15 protein-coding genes are annotated in these 20,132 nt (G+C 54.7%); 12 read left to right on the top strand and 3 right to left on the bottom strand.

Annotation, left to right across the window (positions count from 1 at the left end):
- Positions 1-6 precede the first annotated feature (6 nt).
- Positions 7-864 carry a mechanosensitive ion channel domain-containing protein gene (locus HDE76_RS20510; RefSeq protein WP_221262233.1) on the top strand — a complete coding sequence of 286 codons (858 nt, stop codon included), beginning with the start codon at positions 7-9 and terminating at the stop codon, positions 862-864.
- Positions 865-873: 9 nt separating this feature from the next.
- Complete coding sequence (locus HDE76_RS20505; protein WP_221262231.1) at positions 874-1,473, top strand: cyclic nucleotide-binding domain-containing protein; 600 nt, start codon at positions 874-876, stop codon at positions 1,471-1,473.
- 94 nt (positions 1,474-1,567) lie between these two features.
- Here HDE76_RS20505 and HDE76_RS01330 read toward each other — a convergent pair whose 3' ends face one another.
- From HDE76_RS01330 to HDE76_RS01320, 3 genes are all read right to left on the bottom strand, one after another.
- Complete coding sequence (locus HDE76_RS01330; RefSeq protein WP_184504940.1) at positions 1,568-4,375, bottom strand: sensor histidine kinase; 2,808 nt, start codon at positions 4,373-4,375, stop codon at positions 1,568-1,570.
- Positions 4,376-4,789: 414 nt separating this feature from the next.
- Entirely contained in the window at positions 4,790-5,422 is a 633-nt protein-coding gene (locus HDE76_RS01325; protein WP_343205630.1) for a response regulator transcription factor, read from the bottom strand.
- A gap of 225 nt (positions 5,423-5,647) precedes the next feature.
- Entirely contained in the window at positions 5,648-6,517 is an 870-nt protein-coding gene (locus HDE76_RS01320) for an alpha/beta hydrolase (protein WP_184504938.1), read from the bottom strand.
- Positions 6,518-6,992: 475 nt separating this feature from the next.
- On the opposite strand from HDE76_RS01320, the gene HDE76_RS01315 reads away from it, so the two are divergent.
- The 10 genes from HDE76_RS01315 to HDE76_RS01275 all read left to right on the top strand — a co-directional run bounded on the left by HDE76_RS01315 (position 6,993) and on the right by HDE76_RS01275 (position 20,079).
- Positions 6,993-7,247, top strand: a complete 255-nt coding sequence (locus HDE76_RS01315; RefSeq protein WP_184504936.1) for a DUF3253 domain-containing protein — start codon at positions 6,993-6,995, stop codon at positions 7,245-7,247.
- A 1,385-nt stretch (positions 7,248-8,632) separates the two neighbouring features.
- Positions 8,633-8,767 carry a hypothetical protein gene (locus HDE76_RS20645; protein WP_255457529.1) on the top strand — a complete coding sequence of 45 codons (135 nt, stop codon included), beginning with the start codon at positions 8,633-8,635 and terminating at the stop codon, positions 8,765-8,767.
- A gap of 453 nt (positions 8,768-9,220) precedes the next feature.
- Positions 9,221-12,472: a PAS domain S-box protein gene (locus tag HDE76_RS01310; RefSeq protein WP_184504934.1), complete on the top strand. Its 3,252-nt coding sequence runs from the start codon at positions 9,221-9,223 to the stop codon at positions 12,470-12,472.
- A 242-nt stretch (positions 12,473-12,714) separates the two neighbouring features.
- Complete coding sequence (locus HDE76_RS01305) at positions 12,715-13,992, top strand: divalent metal cation transporter (RefSeq protein WP_343205629.1); 1,278 nt, start codon at positions 12,715-12,717, stop codon at positions 13,990-13,992.
- Between the two features lie 287 nt (positions 13,993-14,279).
- A complete protein-coding gene (locus HDE76_RS01300) occupies positions 14,280-14,987 on the top strand; it encodes an SDR family oxidoreductase (RefSeq protein WP_184504932.1) in 708 nt (235 codons plus the stop codon).
- Between the two features lie 116 nt (positions 14,988-15,103).
- Entirely contained in the window at positions 15,104-15,580 is a 477-nt protein-coding gene (locus HDE76_RS01295; RefSeq protein WP_179476549.1) for a YetF domain-containing protein, read from the top strand.
- Positions 15,581-15,907: 327 nt separating this feature from the next.
- Complete coding sequence (locus HDE76_RS01290; RefSeq protein ID WP_184504930.1) at positions 15,908-18,274, top strand: phosphoketolase family protein; 2,367 nt, start codon at positions 15,908-15,910, stop codon at positions 18,272-18,274.
- A 2-nt stretch (positions 18,275-18,276) separates the two neighbouring features.
- Positions 18,277-19,386: an acetate kinase gene (locus tag HDE76_RS01285; protein ID WP_179476547.1), complete on the top strand. Its 1,110-nt coding sequence runs from the start codon at positions 18,277-18,279 to the stop codon at positions 19,384-19,386.
- A gap of 161 nt (positions 19,387-19,547) precedes the next feature.
- On the top strand, positions 19,548-19,736 hold the full coding sequence (locus HDE76_RS01280) for a hypothetical protein (protein WP_179476546.1): 189 nt from the start codon (positions 19,548-19,550) through the stop codon (positions 19,734-19,736).
- A gap of 34 nt (positions 19,737-19,770) precedes the next feature.
- A complete protein-coding gene (locus HDE76_RS01275) occupies positions 19,771-20,079 on the top strand; it encodes a hypothetical protein (protein ID WP_179476545.1) in 309 nt (102 codons plus the stop codon).
- The last annotated feature ends 53 nt before the right edge of the window (positions 20,080-20,132 follow it).

Below are 20,132 nucleotides of genomic sequence, written 5' to 3'. Positions count from 1 at the left end.
AATGACGTGAATGTAACTTTGCTTCCCGCTGCCATCTTGTTTGTGATCGCCATTGTCGGTGTCTTTACGTTACGGCGTTTGTCGGATCGAATCCGGATCAGCTTCGACGCTGTCTGTTTCATCGCCATCAGTCTGTACCTGGTGAAACAGGGCACGTTCCCAGTGTTCTCCCCGCTAAGTGGATCAGCGGATAGCGCAGCGCTGTGGCTGCGCGCCATTGGCGGCGCCTGGTGGCTTCTGGGTTCTCGGATCGTCGTCGCCGGCCTTTGGTTTGTCATCCATCGACGGCGACGTTCACACGAGGCCCGGCTGTTCTCCGACCTCGCTGCCGCCGCCATTTACATCGCGACCGCCGCGGTAGTGCTGAACTCGGTCTTCGCGCTTCCAGTGACCGGCGTCGTGGCGACATCAGGTGTAGTAGCGATCGTCCTCGGGCTGGCGCTCCAGAACACCTTGGCCGACGTATTTGCAGGCATTGCAGTTGGGATTGAGGCTCCGTTCGGTGTTGGCGACCGAATCCAGATCGCTGATCGGATTGAAGGGCTGGTCGTTCAGATGAACTGGCGGTCGATTCGCATTCAGACAGATGGTCACGATATCGCGATCATTCCAAACAGCCTTATCGCCAAAGCCGAAATCATCAACAGAAGCTTTCCTGGTGAACGGCGAACAGCATTTGTTGAACTTACCTGCTCAGGAGATGCCGCCCCGGAACGTGTCATTGAGGCGCTACAGCAAGCGACAGCGCTATGCCCGGACATTCTGCGAGCACCGGCGCCGCGAGCGGTGCTGTCGCAACTTGGTTCCAAACGAAGCGTCTACAGAATTTCTTTCTTTGTTGAGAGCACCGCGCATCTCTCATAAACAAAGGATTTGCTCCTGCGAGGAGCGCGGCGCCAGCTTCACTATGCCGGCTTTCTCGACAGGAATCGTGGACGCGAAATAGCAAGCCTCGTTGTCAAAGACCACAGGCTTGCCACCCGCCGACTGTTTCGCGACCTTGCTCTTTTTGAATACCTCGCCGAACGGCAGATCGATGAACTTGCTGATCCTCTCGAAGCGCGTCATTTGGAACCTGGGGATGTCCTTTTTTCACAGGGAGAGTCAGATACCTCGCTCTATGTCGTAGGCTCGGGCATTGTCGAGTTCACACGGCAGGCAGGGGCAAATTTCGAAACGCTAGGTTGTATCGGCGCTGGAGAATATGTCGGTGAGATCGGCTTGTTGACCGGCGCTCCTCATGCGGCCACCGCCGTCGCGCGCACGTATTGCAAGATCTATCAGCTACCACGTGAGGCGATTGCACCGTTGCTGTCCGGAAATGCCGACTTGACTTCCGCTTTTGACAAGGCAGTACGGCGTGGCCTGGACATCCTTCACCGAGAAGTCGCTGTTCGCGCCACATCCGGTGTCGGCGTAAAAGGGCAATTGCTCTTACGTATGCGAAGGGTCTTTCATTTTGGCCCAGAGTGAGCCCTGCTTTTGACTTCCGCCAGAACTGAGCCGGGTTTGGCTCAGTTCTGGATGGAACTCAACAAACATCGTATTCAGAGCATCGTGCAAGCGATTACAACCCAGTCCAGCGATGCTGGTAGACCCTGCTCGATGGCATGCGCAAGGTCACTTCAGTACCCCTCTTGTCGCCGGGTCGCAGCGAGACGGACCCGCCGAACTGACGCGCACGCTCTTTCATGCCAAGGATGCCCCAACGCCCTGATGGCGCGCCGCCTTTCGAAATCGAATCAGGAATACCAAGGCCGTTATCGATGACGCGCACCGTAAAGAAGATCCACCCGTAGCGCAAAACAACGTCAAACGACGATGCTTCGGCATGCTTCCAGACATTGGTGATCATTTCGCGCACGATCGAGAAAATTTCATCCTCGGCTTTGTGATTCAAGGTGGTTGGATTGCCGGTAATCACGAGCTTGGCGGAGCCTGTATAGCCTTGCGACGAATTCAGAATGAGTTGACGAATGGATTCGGCCAGATCAAATGCGCCGCTTCCTTCGTTGCGAAGCTCCATCACCTTGTCACGGCCTTCCTTCAGCACGCTCTGTGCGCTTTGCACGGCCGCGGCAAGCACTTGTTGTCGGACTTGTGGGTTGGCGTCGTAGTCCGACGCGACGTGAACCTGCAAGATCAATCCCTGCACGCTTTGTAGAAGCGTGTCATGCAGGTCGCGTGCTACGCGTTCACGTTCGTTGCGACGAATACGCATGCGCGCTTCCAGGCGGCGAATACGCAAGTGATGCCATAGCCAAACAAATACTAGAAGCGCCGCAACGACGAGCGCGTCGAACCACCAAGTCTGATAAAAGTTGGGCGCGATGGAGAAGATGGCTTCAGCTTGGTTTGAACTCCACATGCCGCCCTCGAGCTTGGCTTGGAGCTCAAAGGTGTACGTGCCAGGCGCGAGATTGGTGAAATAGGCTTGCCGCCGTGCATCGGCGTCTTGCCAAGTCGGATCAAGACCTACGAGGCGGTACCGAAACCGCAGGCGCTCAGGTTCGCCCAAAAGAGGCGCTGTGTAGTCGACGCGAAGGCCATTTGTTCCTTTGGGAAACTCCGGGTGACCGGAGGCGGTGTAGGCGACTCCGCTGGCATTGAGCGTTTGAATGACCGGACGTAGTTCCGCGTTTGACAGACCGAGAAGCCGCGGGTCGATCCACACGACACCATTCTCTGTTGCCGCCCATAAACGCCCATCCGATCCACGGATCAACGTAGGCGTGGGTCGAATCTGGACGGCAGGGCCGTCGAGACCATCGAGCATCGTGAAATGGTCGAAGGTGACCGAGTATGCGGGCTCTTTATTGAGACGCTTAAGCTCGACGGCGGTGATTCGATAGAGACCGAAGGCCCCGTTTAACCACACATCGCCGTCGGCGGTTTCAACGATGCCGGAGATGTCTTTGAATGTCTCGCCATGGGCGCCTTTGAGTGGCGTGAACACGCCGCCCTTTAGGTAGTCGACACCTCGCTCACCACCGACCCACACCTGGTCATCGTGCGCTTCAATGACTTGAATCGCTCCGACCGCTATACCGTTGCTCGTGTCAAAGTGCGTGACCTTGTCACCGGAAACTTGGAACAGCCGGTTCTTCGAATAGCCAAGCCACATTGATCCGTCATATGCCGCCAACAAACTCAATGGATTTTGATCGCTTGGCAATTGCTTGAGACCGCCGTTGGCGGTCCACGATTCATCTTTGTAGCGGTACAAGCCATGCCCAGCGATGGAGAACCAGATTGAACCGTCGCCTTCTGTCGCTAGCGCTTGGCCTGAAAATCCCACAGTCTTAAGGCCCGATGGAAGACCGAAGTTCCTGATCTGGTCACCTTGCACCTGCATCAACCCAGGCGGGGCGGACAACCAGATGGTCCCCTTCCGATCCCGCGTCATCATTGACGTTAGCAATGGAATCGCAGGTACCTTCGCTACAACATCGGTGACGTGATAGCCGGTGTCCCGGGTGCTTGCGACCCAGATGTCGCCATGATCACCTGGCGCGAACGCGGGTTGAAAGATCGCGCCATCGAATGGGACGACATTGAGGCGCGTTGCTCTAAAGCGATCGAGGCCACCGTTTGTTCCCAACCAAAAATTTCCTTCGCTATCCTCGAACATGTCATAGACAAAGACTCCGCTCAGCGGTGTCTGGGGATTCAGCGTTTCAGCGACGGGGGGGGTAGCGTGGGGGCCGCGATTGGGCCATCGATAGCGAATAAGACCCGTCTTGTTCGCTTGCCACACGGCGCCGGACGAGTCGGCGACGGTGGCCGAGACGCCGAGCGTGTCGGGCGACGGTATGGACGCGGGCGAACCGAGTCCTTGTTGTGCGTACGCCGAAAGATCGAGCGTCTCGAAATGCTTCGCATTCGGTGGCAACCGAAATGCGTGCTGACCATCCGCAATCCATAACGTGCCATCGGACGCGAGATGCATTTCTTGCGGATGCGCAATCGCCAAACCCCACGTGGGATTGATCGAATGCCATGCGCTGTGGGTGAACTGCCCGACGCCCAAGGTCGTGACGACCCACAACACTCCGTCTGGCGTTCGTGCGATGCCGAACGCTGTCCCTGGGGGAAGCCCGTTTCCCGAATAGTTTGTGATCTGGCCATTCCGTAAAACGCTTACTCCGCCGACGGAAAAGCCTATCCACAGATCGCCGTTTCTATCTGCCCAAAGCGAATGAATGTGCGACGATTGCAGTTGGTCATCCGCGCGGATTTGAAAGCGAACACCATCGAACTGGTACAGCCCATAGTGAGTTCCGACCCAAAGAAATCCATCCGAGGTTTGCGCGAAGGATGTTACTCCGACCGGCGCACCATCGCGACCAGTGAAGGATGTGTGGTGAAGCGCCAAAAGCGGGCGATCGAGGGATGACGACGCTACGGTCGGCGCAGGTCGGGGCGGAAACGGAGTGGGCTCCGTTCGGGTTAGCCCTGGAACACATATGGCGATCGCCATTACCCAGCAACAGCTGACGGCCTTGCGATGAGATACCTGACGCGGATGATTCTCGGCCTTCCGCTCACTTGCTGCAGCCTGACCCAGAAAAAGTCGTCTTGCAGCTAGAGGGTATAGTGACCTGCGATCAAGCCATGACAGCATGACTGAGCCTCGTCATCCAACTTTTCCTCGGTGGAGGGCGGCCGATAGGACGCCGCGCGGATACTGCAACAGTCGAACGCAAAAATTACTTCACCTCATGATCTCGGCACACACCCTGCAACTGAGTTGATGCGCTCAATGAGAGTCGCAGCCATCCGGGGGGCGCTAACTACCGATGATTCCCCTCTTTATGCCAATCGAGACCGCATGCGTCCTATCTCGCGCTGCGAGCTTAGACATAAGCGCCCTCATATGACTCTTGACAGTCTCCTCGGAGATTGCAAGCTCTCGCGCAACCAGGGCGTTTGAGTTTCCCGCCGCCACTGAAGTCAACACGGCGATTTCGCGCAAAGTGAGCTCATCATCCACGGCATGGCTTGCCAACCCTGCGGCAATTTCCGCAGGCACGTACTTCTTGCCTCCCGATACAAGCCTTATCGCCGGCGACAGTTCATCCAACATGCTGCTCTTGAGGAGGTAGCCGATCGCGCCTGCCTTCAGCGCTCGAAGTGCCTCTACGTCACCTTGATAGGTGGTGACCACAAGCACATGCGCTGTTGGATGCTCCGAAATGATGATCGATGTTGCTTCTACGCCCCCGAGACCAGGCATCCGAAGATCCATAAGCGCTACGTCCGGCTTATGTTCTCGGTAAAGCTTCACTGCTTCGTGACCATCACTCGCTTCTGCCACCACCACCATGTCCACCTCTTTGGACACAACGGCAACCACTCCGGCGCGGAATAGCGGATGGTCATCCGCCACCAGGACTCGAATTCTCCTATACGCTTGTTCCACGGACCTCGATCTCGATAGATAGTTGGGTCAACATGAAAGCGAGAGGCTGACGACCGCTCAGATCCGTGAAGGTCTGTTGACGGCACCAGCAGTCCCGATCTTTGATATCGGGAGTCATTATCTCACCCTTTCCAGCATGAATACTGCGCTGCTGGCGGCATCAGGACAACATCCCCCTCTGCCTACAACCCCGTAAAAACGTGAAGGGGAAACGAGGTGAGGCCACTAAGGATGCGGTGAAATACTTTCCACGAAGCAACCCATGATCTGGGCCGCAAGCTTCGGATACTGGTGCTGAACACCATTACCCGCACGAGGTAAGACGCTGAGAAATAGCGAGCGCCATTTGCGCGGTAGATTGAGCCAATTTTCGACCGGGAACCCGATGTCATGGTCACCTGCGATGACCAAGATGGGAGTTTCCGACCTCTCAAGAAAGGCGCGATACCCACCGTCATCGTGAAAGGCTTCATCGTGCGAAGATTCTTTGAGAAGTCTTAGGTACAGATCCTCTGGCACATCCGGACTACGTCCAGATGTCCTAAGTGCTATGCGCAGGCGAGAGGTCCGGGCGGCCGCCCTGCTTTCTACGGACATGGGCTCGAAAAAAAGGATCGTCTCTTCATCCAAGCTATTGTGGGGCTTCAGCGCACAGGCTGAGAATGCCGGTGTAGAGCCGTGCGCGTTATCTCCAGGTGGCACAGTGCCAATCAGGATCATATGCGTCACGCGTTCTGGCCACACCGTCGCGACAACTTGAGCGGCTTGTCCTCCGAGCGACCAGCCCCCAATGACGAATTTGTCTTCGCCTATGGCATCGGCGAGAGCCACTACGTCACGGGCGAGTGATTTGGGGTCATAGCTCGGGTTACCTGTCGATTGACCAATACCTTGATAGTCGAACGTGATCACGCGAAATCGTTCTGCAAGGCAATCCAGAAAGGCGGGATCCCAAGTATCCAACGTGCCACGGAAGCGAGTGCAAAGTATGAGAGTTGGCCCCGCGCCATACGAACGATAGGCGATCTGGCGATTGGCCGCCTTTGCAAACTGCGTCGGGATGCCCGTAGATATCCAGTTTCCCACCGTGGTCATTGCAAATCTCCGGCATTGGACAAAATGCTCCGACAGAATGTGACCTGTCTGCGAACTCGCTGCGGTATGCGTCAACGCTGGCGACGCGATTGGGCAGACGCTTTGGCCTCAAAGACACAGGCGAAACTACGGCACAAGAGCCCCGCGCCAGAAACTATCGGACCAACCGCTCACTATGAATCTTGTGCGCTTTAGCAGCGTATTTACACACTCAATAGAATCACAATCGTCTACCTCAAAAGAGTGACCCGTTGGTCGCTATTTGATGCAACGAAGCCAAAACCCGGGGCGATGGAAAGCGACATTTCATCCCCTACGAGATCGTCGCCATAAAGCTACCCACGATAACAGCGGCTAATCGCCCGGCCCTGACTAGGCCACTGGTTAAGAGTGGAGGCGCGACGCTGGGGTTAAGCGGCGGCGCATGCCAGTGGAGACGACGAGATCATCACCGTGTCGTCAGTAATTTTACCCTATGCATATTGCCGGCAAAATTATTGACCTCCTCTCGGTGCGCGAGCCAGAAGCTTCAATCTGCCCGTCAGAGGTTGCGCGCACCCTGACTGATGGTGAAATGGCATGGCGGGCAATGATGCCAGCCGTGCGCGAGACGGCAGCCGCATTGGCCCGCTCAGGCCGCATCGTCATCACGCAAGGCGATCAACGGATTGACCCCAATGATGCATATCGAGGCCCCGTACGGCTGCGGCGAGGGCCCGTATTCCGATGAGCGCGTAGAACGCTCACCGCGAAATGCTGTAACCGGCTTCGCCAGAAACTGCGGTGGTTAGGCTAGGATCACCCAATGGAAATTTGCGGTAAATATTCTGAAGTCGGCAGCTCTTCGGCCCCCTTAGCTATAGCTTCCTCGACCTCATGGGGCGAGATGGGCTGCACGAGGCATAGGACATCCAGCTTTGCCTTTGCGCGCACGTAGAGCTCGTCAGTGGGCTTCATACGGCCTGTGCGCACTTCCCGCTCCGTAATTTCCCGAAGCGCAACTTTATTAACCCTTCCAGATAAGGTTGACGCTTCGCTTACGAGTAGGCATCGGAACTGAGTCTCATGAAGAGCTTTGAGCCTGCGAAGCTCTTCAAAAGTGCCAGCCTGTTTTTCCAGGTGTCGACTGAGACCAATGCGCATGGTTAGAAGGTGCTCTCTGCGCTCTATCGACTCCGCTCGGGCATATTCGGCCCTAATCCATCCACGCACCTTCTGGGCGATGAAGTATAAGTCGTGATTTTCCTGCCCGTCACACATAAGGGCTCCCCACCGATATGGTTGACTAAGTTGCGTCGATGAAAAAACTACCGGCGCGGCATACAAAAGTGTGTGAATTCAATCGTAAAAAAAAGTAAAAATTGTGGCTTACATGGACACACTGCCCATGCGACCATACCCCGGAGCGTCCATCTATACCCCAACGAATTGCTGCTGCTCTTAAGCTTAACGTGAACATGTGGAGCTTATCGACCGCTAGACAGCGCCCCTATAGCTGATCACCAATATCGCCGTGGAAATCGATAGCGTCGCAGCTGCCATGATCGATAGCTAAAGCAGAAAGGAGGCGTTTGCCGATGGATACCCTCAAGCGCTTAATTCCCCTGCATCGGTCAGCGAACTTTGGAGATCGGGTGGATAGCAAGGCCACAAGGTACAGGGTAGCGAATGGGACTGCTTCCACCGCCGTGACTCGGCACAGCATAGACGTGAGAAAAAAACCGTCTGCCGAAGCTCTCAATCCACAGGCTTGAGGTCGGGCGTGAATAACCGCCACTTCTTATCTCCGCCTTGCACGCATAAATAGCTACTTCGCTTTGTTCGGTAACCGTTTGCTTGGCAATTCTACGGGCAAATGCGAGTGCATCATTGCGTGAACCAAATTGCCTTTCCCCATCCTTCGGAATCGGTACTTTTCAACCGTGTGTAGCGTCTGGTTTGAAAGGGATATAGAAAATTTCCATCTATGTATCCTCGGCGTCAGGCCACGGATAAGTTCAAACCTGTGATCGCCGGGTATAAAATTTGTCGCATTCGAACGAGTTTAGTCATTCGAGCTAAATCGGTTCCTTCCCAGTCCCGTTGTCGCTAGCGAAGCGAATACGTCAAGCTTCCTTGCGTATATCGTTTTCGGCTTATCGGTTGGGCATAGCCAATCTGGGCCGCGAAGAAGCCTATATACGCAAGTTATTGCCGGTGCTCAGCGATTCCGGCGCGTTCTATACCCTGCTGGTAGGAGGTCTGGAGTGAACAAGCGCCACTGGTCGTCGGCACCCTGGACGCAGACCAAACTATCGCCATGACCCCTCTTACGGTCTTCATTCGCTAAAGCCAGTGCGAAAGCCAACGCTTTATCCCGGGAAGCAAATCTTCTTTCGCCATCGCCGAAAACCGGAACAATCCATTCCCCGGATGGGTCGGAATCAAACGGGATTTCAAAAAGCCTCAAACCCGCATCCTCGGCGAATGGTGGCGGCGAGGCTAGGCTGGCGATCGTGAAGAATCCGTGCATGGAAGAATCGCTAACTATGTGCGGACTACCGGACTCGGAGCGAACATATTTATTGATCCGCGATGGCGGCTTTGTTTAACCAACCTCTCTAAATTTTTTTATGAAACAGTGCAGATAAAACTGCGGGTCTCGTGCACAATTCGCCGCAAAGGCCTTCGTCACCTCAACACAATCTTCGGATGTCCTAGCGCATGACCCGCATTCCTAACGGCGATCCTCTAGCCTTCCTCGGTACTAACAGCGGGATCGCGGCGTTAATTCGATCGTATGACTGGTCTTCAACCCCGCTGGGTACCATTGCCGAATGGTCGACCGAGCTCAAAAACATCACATCCTTTATGTTGCGCTCCAACGTCCCTATGACGCTACTTTGGGGCCCGGAAGGCATCATGATTTACAACGAGGCGTATCAGGAGTTTGCCGGGCAGCGGCATCCTGCCCTTTTGGGGTCGAGGGTCTTGGAAGGCTGGGTAGAAGTCGCCGATTTCAATGCCCATGTGCTGAAAACATGCCTGGCCGGCGGCACACTTTCTTATCTCGATCAACACTTGATCCTATCCAGGAAGGGCGAACCAGCGGACGCGTGGCTCTCACTGGACTACAGCCCGGTCGTTGACGCCGGCGGGAAACCAGCTGGCGTTATGGCCATCGTTCGGGATACCACGGACAGAGTGTTGGCAGAACGAAAGCTTCGCTTTGCACAAGAAGTGGGGGGCGTTGGAACGTTCGAGTGGGATCCAGACACCGGCCAATTGGAGGTGTCCGACCAGTACCGAAAAATCTGGCATATAGCGCCGGATATTGAAGTGACCGAGTCGCTACTCGTTAGCCTGATTCATCCGGACGATCGGCACCTCCTCGGACCGAGCAGATATGGCTCGTTCAATCCCATCAGTTACGCCGAATTTCGGCGCGTGTATCCGGAGACGGGAGAGATTCGCTGGATCGCGCGACGAGGCGAAGCCGTGACGCTAGCCGCCTCGGATCGTCAGCGCTACATCGGTATCGCGATGGACATCACTGAGCGTAAGGCTGCCGAAGAGGCCGTCGCACGCAGTGAGTTTCGTTGGCGAGAGCTGTTCGAACAAATGCAGGAAGGTTTTTTTGTCGGCTATGCCATACGTGATGAAGGCGGTCGCATGGTTGATTTCCAGCTGTTGGAAATCAATCCGGCCTTTGGCACCCAGACAGGCCTAGATGCATCAACTGCGGTGGGGCATTCGATCCTGGAGCTCGTGCCCACTCTGGATGCATCTGTCATCGACACTTACGCCGAAGTGGTGAGAACAGGCAATCCCATTCAATTCGAGATAAACGTACCTGCCCTGCAGAACCGGTGGTTCGAAGCTCGCGCTAGACGCATGGATGCGGACCGCTTCGCGGTACTGTTCGTTGATATTTCCGCGCGTAAGGCCGCCGACGACGCGTTGCGAGAAAGTGAAGTTCGCTTTCGGCTACTAGCGCAATCCATGCCCAATCAGGTCTGGACAGCGGATAGTGCCGGACAACTCGACTGGTTCAACGACCGCGTGTACGAATACTTTCAAGTTGATCCAGGCGCCTTGAACGGGGGGCAGTGGACCGTGGTGGTGCATCCCGACGATCTGGACGGGACGCTCGCTGCCTGGAATGCTTCATTGAGCTCTGGATCTCCCTATCAGTCTGAATTTAGATTGCGTCGCCATGATGGAGCGTATCGTTGGTACAGCACCCGTGCGTTGCCCGTACGCGGCGATAGTGGAAGCGTTGAGCGCTGGATCGGAAACAACGCGGATATTCATGATCAAAAAGTCGCCGAAGAAGCGATCGCCGCGCTTGCGGCATCACTTGAGCAACGGGTGGAAGAGCGGACCGCTGATTTGATAAAAAGTCAAAACGCACTCAGGCAAAGTCAAAAGATGGAGGCGATTGGCAATTTAACTGGCGGTGTGGCACACGATTTTAACAACCTGCTTCAAGTCGTCAGCGGCAATCTCCAGCTGCTCGCCAGTGATGTCGACGACAACCCGCAGGCTTTACGCCGTCTTGATAACGCGATGGCCGGCGTCACGCGCGGAGCCAAGCTGGCCTCTCAGCTGCTTTCCTTTGGTCGCCGTCAGCCGCTTGCACCGCGCGTAACCAACCCGGCACGTCTCATTCGCAATATGGACGATCTGCTGCGGCGAACGTTGGGGGAAGAAGTCGAACTTGAAACAGTCATTTCTGGGGGCCTCTGGAACATTTTTATCGATCCGGGCAATCTAGAAAACGCTTTGCTCAATCTGGCCATCAACGCGCGCGACGCGATGAATGGGCGGGGTCGCTTGACCATAGAAGCAGGGAACGCGTGGCTGGATGACGAGTACGCACGCGCCCACCCTGACGCTACCCCGGGGAGATATGTCCTGGTTGCTGTGACGGATACTGGATGCGGCATGGCACCCGACATCATCGAGAAAGTCTTCGAGCCTTTTTTCACGACCAAACCCGAAGGACACGGCACCGGATTAGGCCTGTCCATGGTCTACGGTTTTGTAAAGCAGTCCGATGGCCACATCAAAATCTATAGTGAAATAGGTCACGGTACGACATTTAAGTTGTACTTGCCTCGTACGACGCGCATCGAAGATAGCTTGCCTGCACAGGAAAAGGGACCAATTCAAGGCGGTCACGAAACGATTCTAGTGGCCGAAGACGACGACTCCGTTCGCGAGATCGTCGTGACACTACTGATAGAGCTTGGTTATCACGTGCTTCAAGCGAAGGACGCGCAGAGCGCGCTGTGTATCCTGGAAAGCGGCATCGAGGTCGATTTACTGTTTACGGACGTCGTCATGCCGGGTCCTATTCGCAGTCCTGAATTGGCAAGAAGAGCGCGCGCACTTCTTCCTGGAGTGGCCATCCTCTTTACGTCGGGCTACACCGAAAACGCCATCGTCCACGGCGGTCGACTTGACGAAGGCGTTGAACTGATCAGTAAACCCTATTCCAATGAGGCGCTCGCGCGAAAAGTCCGTACCGTGCTTTCGTCCCGGCCTCCAGCTGCGCCCGTCGACGCACTATCCTCTCCTCCTTCAAAACCCAGGTTAGCAACTACTGTCCCTAAGACGTCGAAGCCGTTGCGTATCCTGTTGTGCGAAGACGATGAACTCATACGCTTGACAGTCGTGGAGATGTTGCAAATGCAAGGGCACGAAGTCACGGAGGCGACGACTGCGCAACAGGCACTCAACTTTTACGCCGATAGGAGTTATCACTTATTGATTACGGATGTCGGGCTCCCGGACGACTCCGGCGTTGAGCTGGCCAAGGCCATTAGGCAGCACACGCCAGACTTACCGGTGCTGTTCGCAACGGGACGTTTTGACGATGATCGTGTCCGATCAGAACACCGCACGCGCACCATTTTGAAACCGTACGGATCAGAAGACTTACTGCGTGCGATAGAACAACTAACCAACTGATCAACCCGCTTTTTCACATTTTCTTAACGTCTACGGATGTCCCCAATTCGGAAATTTCTCACGCCAAACAATTGCTCGTAAGTTTACGTACGCTTTCTATAGAGCTAAATCCCCGATAGCTACGAACGCGTGATCTGGACTACGTCGGTGCGCTGGATTCACGCTTCGAGATGACAGAATTATCCGTCGAGCGTAGTAATCCTATCGGGGAGCCATAGGCATTGCTAAGAAGGGGAATCGATGTGGGGCACAACGCACCGGTAGATGCCAAAAAATCGTTGTGGGCCAAGCTAGGCGCCGGACTCATCACCGGCGCCGCCGACGATGATCCAAGTGGCATAGCGACGTACTCCCAGGTTGGCGCAGCTTACGGCTACGCAACGGTCTGGAGCCTCTTTTTGGCGATGCCGCTGATGATCGCCATACAGACCATCAGCGCGCGCATAGGATGCGCAACGGGAAGAGGTATCGGCTCAAACATGCGGCTTTATTATCCGCGGGGCGTGGTTTATGGGCTGATCTTGTCTGTGGTCGTAGCAAACGTCATTAACCTGGCCGCCGACATAGGTGCCATGGGGGCTGCGCTGAAGCTGCTTATTGGCGGGCCTGCTGTGCTTTACGCCACCAGTTTCGCTTTAGCCTCGCTGGCCCTGCAGGTGTGGGTGCCGTTTTCTCGGTACTCACCCATATTGAAGCTTTTGACGCTGAGCCTATTTGCTTACATCGCGACCGTATTCGTTATCCACGTACCGTGGGGCGACGTACTAAAGGACATCGTTTTACCAAAAGCAAAATTCGATGCCAAATATGCAGTGGCCATCGTCGCCGTACTCGGAACAACCATCAGCCCCTATCTCTTCTTTTGGCAAGCAGCCCAAGAAGTGGAGGAAATACGTGCAAGCAGTGACCGTAAGGCACTCAAGCGTGCGCCGTCTCAGGGGCTAGAGGCTATTCGACGTATCGGTATCGATACGACGATTGGCATGTTGTTTTCCAACATCGTGGCTTGTTTCATCATTCTGACCGCGGCGGTTGTGTTACATGCACACGGTAAAACGGATATCCAGTCGTCCTCAGATGCTGCCCAAGCGCTACGACCTATCGCTGGCCCCTTTGCCTTTTATCTTTTCGCCGCCGGTATTGTTGGTACAGGACTTTTAGCCGTGCCCATTCTTGCCGGGTCGACAGCGTTTGCCGTTGCGGGTGCATTTGACGAGCCGTACGGCCTTGAACAAAAGCCAAGTCAGGCCAAGCTGTTTTACGGCGTACTGATGTTTGCCAGCGTGGCGGGAATCGCTCTCAATTTCACCCCGATCGATCCGATCAAGGCACTGTATTGGAGTGCAGTTATTAACGGCGTCGCGGCTGTTCCTTCGATGGTGATGATCATGAAGATGAGCACGAACTCGAAGGTCATGGGTGCGTTCACCATAAGCACCTCACTGAATGTCTGGGGATGGCTCGCCACGGCGGTAATGGCCGCAGCGGCGGTGGTTATGTTTGTTACCTGGGGTAAGTGACACCTAATCGCCGATTAAGCACCGGGTCGACCGGCCGCCGCTGTGGGTTTTTTTTAGCAAGGAGATTCTCCACTTCCACCTTGGCCCAAGCGCAGGACTTGCCGCTCGTTCAGAGGTTGGCTTAGCTCGCTGGACTGAGCGCCCAGTTCACAGTCAAGCGACAGTTCATAGGCAATCGCCTCACATGAGAGCGCTCATTGTATCGTGGTGGTCAAACCCACTGAGCATCGATGCAATTGCAGCGGCGGTTATCAAATAAACCTACCGCCTGCCAACGGAATCAAGCTATGACGCTATCTTTGGAAGGACGCGTAGCCGTGGTGACTGGCGCGGCTAAGGGTTTTGGACGTGCAGCGGCTGTTGCGCTAGCCACTGAGGGTTGCGATATCGTCGGAATAGACGCAGCGGCGCCGGTAAGTTCCATTCCTGATTATAGACCCGCGTCGCCTGAGGACTTGTCGCAAACCGGTCGCTCGGTGCAAGCGCTGGGCAGACGCTGGCTCGCTTATCAACTAGACCAGCGAAACATGCCTGCGTTACGAGATCTTGCCCATCAGATCAAAACTGAATTGAAACGCATTGATATCGTCTTCGCAAACGCGGGTATCCAGCCTGGCACGAAATTCGGAGCATCTTATTCAGCGTCAAAGTGGGGAATTCTCGGGCTGATGAAATCAGTCGCTTTGGAACTCGTAGAGCACAAAATTACGGTGAATGCCGTCATTCCAGGCCTCATTAATACGACTCTTACCCGGCATGAGGATCGATACGCGCAAGCGCTCGGGGAAGGCGGAAAGTCAGCATCGGTTGACCCCGAGAAAGACGAATCGGCGGCAATCAAAGTTCTTAAGGGGAAAACTCCCCTTGGTCTTCCCTGGATTGAGCCGGAAGACGTTGCGTCTGCTGTAGTTTTTCTCGCGTCCTACGCAGCACGTATGATTACTGGCACGACAATAGCTGTGACCGGCGGGGACAGTGCTCACGGAGTTGCGTAGAGACCCCACTGAATCTTCGTCAATGAAGCCGCCCATTACCGTGGAGCCTGCTGACCAAGCGTCTAGCGACTGATGCCTATCGACGAATGAATGACGCCACTTTTCGGAGAACGCATATGTCATCAATTATCAACGGACTTGCTCTGCCTTGGTGGGAATTCGCGGTACGAGGCGTCGCAGTCTACCTCATTTTGCTTTTACTGATGCGCGTATCCGGCAAACGCTCCTTCGGCGAAATGTCCGCGTTTGACGTCATCGTTCTTGTCTTGGTCGGTGGCACGCTGCGTACCTCCATCATTGGGGCTGACACCTCCTTCCTTGGGGCGCTGATCGCCGTTACGGGCATCTTGGCGACCGACAAATTTCTTGCAATCATCTGCACAAAATACCCGGTCGTAAATCGTATCGTTGAAGGAAAAGCGACGTTCCTTGTTCGTCGTGGAAAACACGTTCCCGGTGCACTTAAGCGATGCAACATACCTTTAGCCGCGTTTGATCGCGCACTTCACTCTGCGGGCCGCGAAGATATAAACGATTGCGACAATGCCCGTCTGGAGCCGAACGGTCGAATCACTGTTACATCAGATCGTTAGACAGCGTAAGAATCAGAACGGTTGGGCAAAGACGCTCACGCCGTTAGTCTCAAATCGGTGCCAAATAATGAGCTGCCCGCCCCGCCGTGATCGCGTTGTCGGCATCGGGCAACCTGGTTTCGACGTTCCCGGCATACGTTTTGTCGGGGAGCGCGGCGGGGAGAGCCAAATGAGAGTCCGCAGCTAAATATTCGAAACTCGCTCTCGACTGCGGCCGTTCACACCGAGCACGCTTCGAGGACACGCGCTGTTAATGGTCACTGTTGAACGATGCACTGCCATGCGGTTACTTGATACCGCCTCGCCTACACGGGCACGAAGAAATCCATGAAAGCTCTAAGTACTTCTTTAAGAGATCGCCTGCATCGATATTGGTCAGCGGCTAATTACCTGACGGTTGGCCAGATATATCTGCAAGAGAACCCCCTGCTCAAAGAACCGCTGGCGTTTAAGCACATCAAACCCCGATTGTTAGGGCACTGGGGAACAACGACCGGGCTTAATTTCATCTATACCCATCTCAATCGTGCGATCTGTCAGTTTGACCTGAACATGATTTTTATAGCGGGCCCGGGTCATGGTGGTCCAGGCCTAATTGCGCATACTTACTTGGAGGGCTCTTACAGCGAGATCTATCCCAGGGTTGAGCGGAATTCGGCGGGGATGAGACAGCTGTTTCGCCAATTTTCTTGGCCCTACGGCATTCCTAGTCATGCGGCTCCCGATACTCCTGGGTCGATTCATGAAGGTGGAGAGCTTGGATACTCGCTATCCCACGCTTACGGAGCTGCCTTCGACAACCCGGATCTCATTGTGGCTTGCGTGGTCGGCGATGGTGAGGCCGAAACAGGTCCATTGGCTACCAGCTGGCATTCCAATAAATTTCTCAATCCAATACGCGATGGGGCGGTCCTGCCGATTCTTCACCTCAATGGATACAAGATAGCCAATCCCACCCTGCTCACTCGGATAAGTGAAACCGAGTTACTTCAGCTCTTTCAAGGGTATGGCTATGACCCTATCGTCGTCTCGGGGGACGACGAGATGAAAATGCATGACGCTTTTGCCGACGCTCTTGATGGAGCTTTAGCAAAAATACGACGTATACAGCACGCCGCTAGAAGGGCCGGCGAACCTGCTAATCGTCCGGCGTGGCCGCTGATCATTTTTCGCTCGCCAAAGGGATGGACAGGCCCCAAAAGCGTCGATGGACTTCCAGTCGAGGGGAGCTGGCGCTCTCACCAAATTCCCATCGCTCACCTAGAGAAAAAAACGCATCTCAAAGCTCTCGAAAAATGGATGCGCAGCTATTCGCCTAAAAACCTTTTTGACGCGGACGGGCGATTGGTGCCGGACCTACAGGAGCTATCACCCAAGGGCCATCGTCGCATGGGAATGAATCCCCACACGAACGGCGGCTATTTGCTAAAGCCGCTGATACTGGCTGACTTCAGGGAGCAAGCCGTGCTCGTGGAGACGCCGGGTGACCGGAAGGCAGAAGCAACCAAGGTCTTGGGCATCTGGCTGCGTGACGTTATGCACTTAAACGACGCGGAAGCGAATTTCCGTCTTTTTGGTCCGGACGAAACCGCGTCTAACAGGCTGGATGCCGTATACGAAGTGAGTCAGAAAAGTTGGATGGCTGACTCCATTGAGACAGACACCGACTTAGCGACCACTGGCCGCGTCATGGAAGTTCTGAGTGAACACCAGTGCCAAGGCTGGCTCGAGGGTTATCTGCTCACAGGGCGACATGGTCTTTTCAACTGTTATGAAGCCTTTATCCACATTATCGACTCGATGTTCAACCAACATGCAAAGTGGTTGAAGGTAACCCGGTCAATGCCATGGCGTCCGAAGCTAGCTTCGCTTAACTATCTGCTCTCGTCTCATGTCTGGCATCAGGACCATAACGGCTTTTCTCATCAGGATCCTGGCTTCATCGATCACGCCGCGAACAAGAGCTCTGCCGTGGTTCGAATTTACCTCCCTCCCGACGCCAACTGTCTACTGTACGTGGCAGATCAATGTCTACGTAGCCGCCATCTCATCAACGTCATTGTTGCAGGCAAGCAAGCCGACTGGCAGTGGTTGAATATTGAAGACGCCTGCGCGCATTGCGCGGCAGGAGCCGGCACGTGGCGGTGGGCAAGCACAGATCCAGATGATCCAGAGCTTGTTATGGCTTGTGCCGGTGATGCTCCCACCGTCGAGGTACTCGCTGCCGTCATGCTACTGCGCAGCTATGAGCCGGATCTGCGTATCCGGGTGGTGAACGTCGTAGACCTGCTAATTCTTCAACCCACAAGCGAGGAACCGCACGGCATGGATAATGACCAGTTCGATCGTCTTTTTACCGCTGACAAACCGGTAATTTTCGCGTTTCACGGTTATCCCGGAATTGTGCATCGGTTGACCTATCGCCGGCATAACCACCAAAATATTCATGTTCGTGGCTACCGTGATGAGGGCACGACAACCACAGCATTGGACATGATGGTGAAGAATCACATGGACCGCTTTCAATTGGCCTTAGATGCGATTGAACGGGTTCCACGTCTGAAAGATCGTGTCGAAGCAGCAAGGCAGCGCTACTGGACCGATATTGAACGACACCATCTGTACGTCAGTGAAAACGGAATTGATCTTCCCGAGATTGTAGACTGGCAGTGGGTTGCCCCATCGGTCAGCTAACGATGAACGCGAGCCCTGAAAAGAGCGGCATCATTGTTTGCCTCAACATCGGTTCAAGCTCGTTGAAGTTCTCTCTCTACAGTCTGGCTTCTGCCGCGCTGACTGAAATAGGATCGGGGACTATCGGGTCTCGTGAAACCTCCCCTCAGCTGTCCTTCGATTACGTACATCAAGATAGAAAGCCGCTAAAGAAAGTGCCCATCTCCGGGCTCATTACGACCTCGCTTCGTGAATTGGCATTGGCGGAAGGTGAAATCATCGCGATCGGCCATCGTTTAGTGCATGGCGGTCTAACGATCTTGGAGCATCTTGTCTTGTCGAAGACAGTCGTTGCTACGCTTCGGCGTGCGGTGCCCTTTGCCCCTTTGCACCTGCCGCCTTCGCTAGATTTGATTGATGAGTGTTTCGAGACATTTCCGGGTACGCCGCAGGTCGGATGCCTTGACACAGCTTTTCATAGGACGCTCCCCGCTTTAGCGGCAACACTACCGCTACCCACTCAAATCCGCGATAGCGGCATAAGGCGCTTTGGTTTCCATGGCTTGTCCTGCGAGTCGGTCCTTGAACAGCTCAGAAATGCGCCGGTAAGGCGGTTGGTTGTCGCCCACCTAGGTGGGGGATGCAGCATTACGGCGATTCTCAATGGTCAATCCGTGGACACTTCTATGGGACTTACGCCCATGGGCGGCGTAGTCATGAGTCGCCGTACCGGCGACCTCGATCCCGGGATAATTTTTTATCTGATGCGCGAACAGCGTTACGACGTGAACACGTTAGAAGACCTTTTTGAACATCGGTCTGGTCTTGCAGGAATCTCCAAATCGGACGGCGATTTACGCGATCTGCAAAGCGCATCCGATAGGGGCGATGCCGATGCGGCACTCGCACTCGATATCTTCAGTCACTCAGTTGCGAAGCAAATCGCTGGGATGTGCATCGCCCTGGGGGCCATTGACGTACTGGTTTTCACGGGCGGCGTAGGTGAAAACGCTGGCGTAGTGCGAGAACGCGTCACACAACTCATCGGAGCCCTGGAATTGTCACTGAGCATCCTGGTTTTGCCAGCTCGCGAAAATGAGCGGATAGCCTTCCATGTCGCCAACCTGATCTAGCTTTTATCGACGAATACTAAACTTCGATGTCGAGATCTATGACTATGCAAACGTCAACTTACCGTAATGTCGTCTATCCGACGCACCATCTTTTCTCTAAAAAGGGTAGAAGTCTCGCGACTCAGTAATGTAATTAGTCGGCTTTGGATGTGGAGAGAGCTATGCCGATCGCAGCCGGTAATCGAAAGCTAGTACTTGAGGGTTATGAGGCATGGCTCCATGCGACCGATGCTGAAAAGAGCCCCTACGCCGCAAGCTTATTCGCCAAGCTGATGACAGATTTCGGCTCAGCCAACTACGAGGGAATGACGCAGACCGAGGTAGAGGCCGTCATTCTGTTACCTGAATAAAACATCGAAGATCATAGAAGCCCCATAAAAAACTATGACGAAGATTAATTGGACTAGTGGCAACGAACTCACGGAAGCAGCCACGCTGACTTTCGGCACGGCACCTACGTCTGTGGATCATGTCAACGGATTTATCGTCGTGGCCGGTGCTTTTTTTGTTGATGATGTTGGCTGGTATGGGCAATGGTCGATCGCAGAGATGTATCCACCTAACTCGTATCGGTTGTTGCATGACGGTATTACTTTCGACGTAAGGGAGAGCGAGCTGGAAGCCAGAGCGGACGCAAGGATTGATGGGCTAAGCGCTGCCGCTACGATCCGACCCCACGTCGATCGCTGCTAGAGCTCGCCCGTGGTAACAATCGATGGCGACTTTAAGGTCACGTTTGAGAAATG

Origin of the sequence: Rhodanobacter sp. ANJX3 (assembly GCF_014200755.1) — a bacterium.
Lineage (GTDB): Bacteria > Pseudomonadota > Gammaproteobacteria > Xanthomonadales > Rhodanobacteraceae > Rhodanobacter.
Note: the sequence above shows the minus strand (reverse complement) of the source record. Positions and strands in the feature narration are given on the sequence as shown.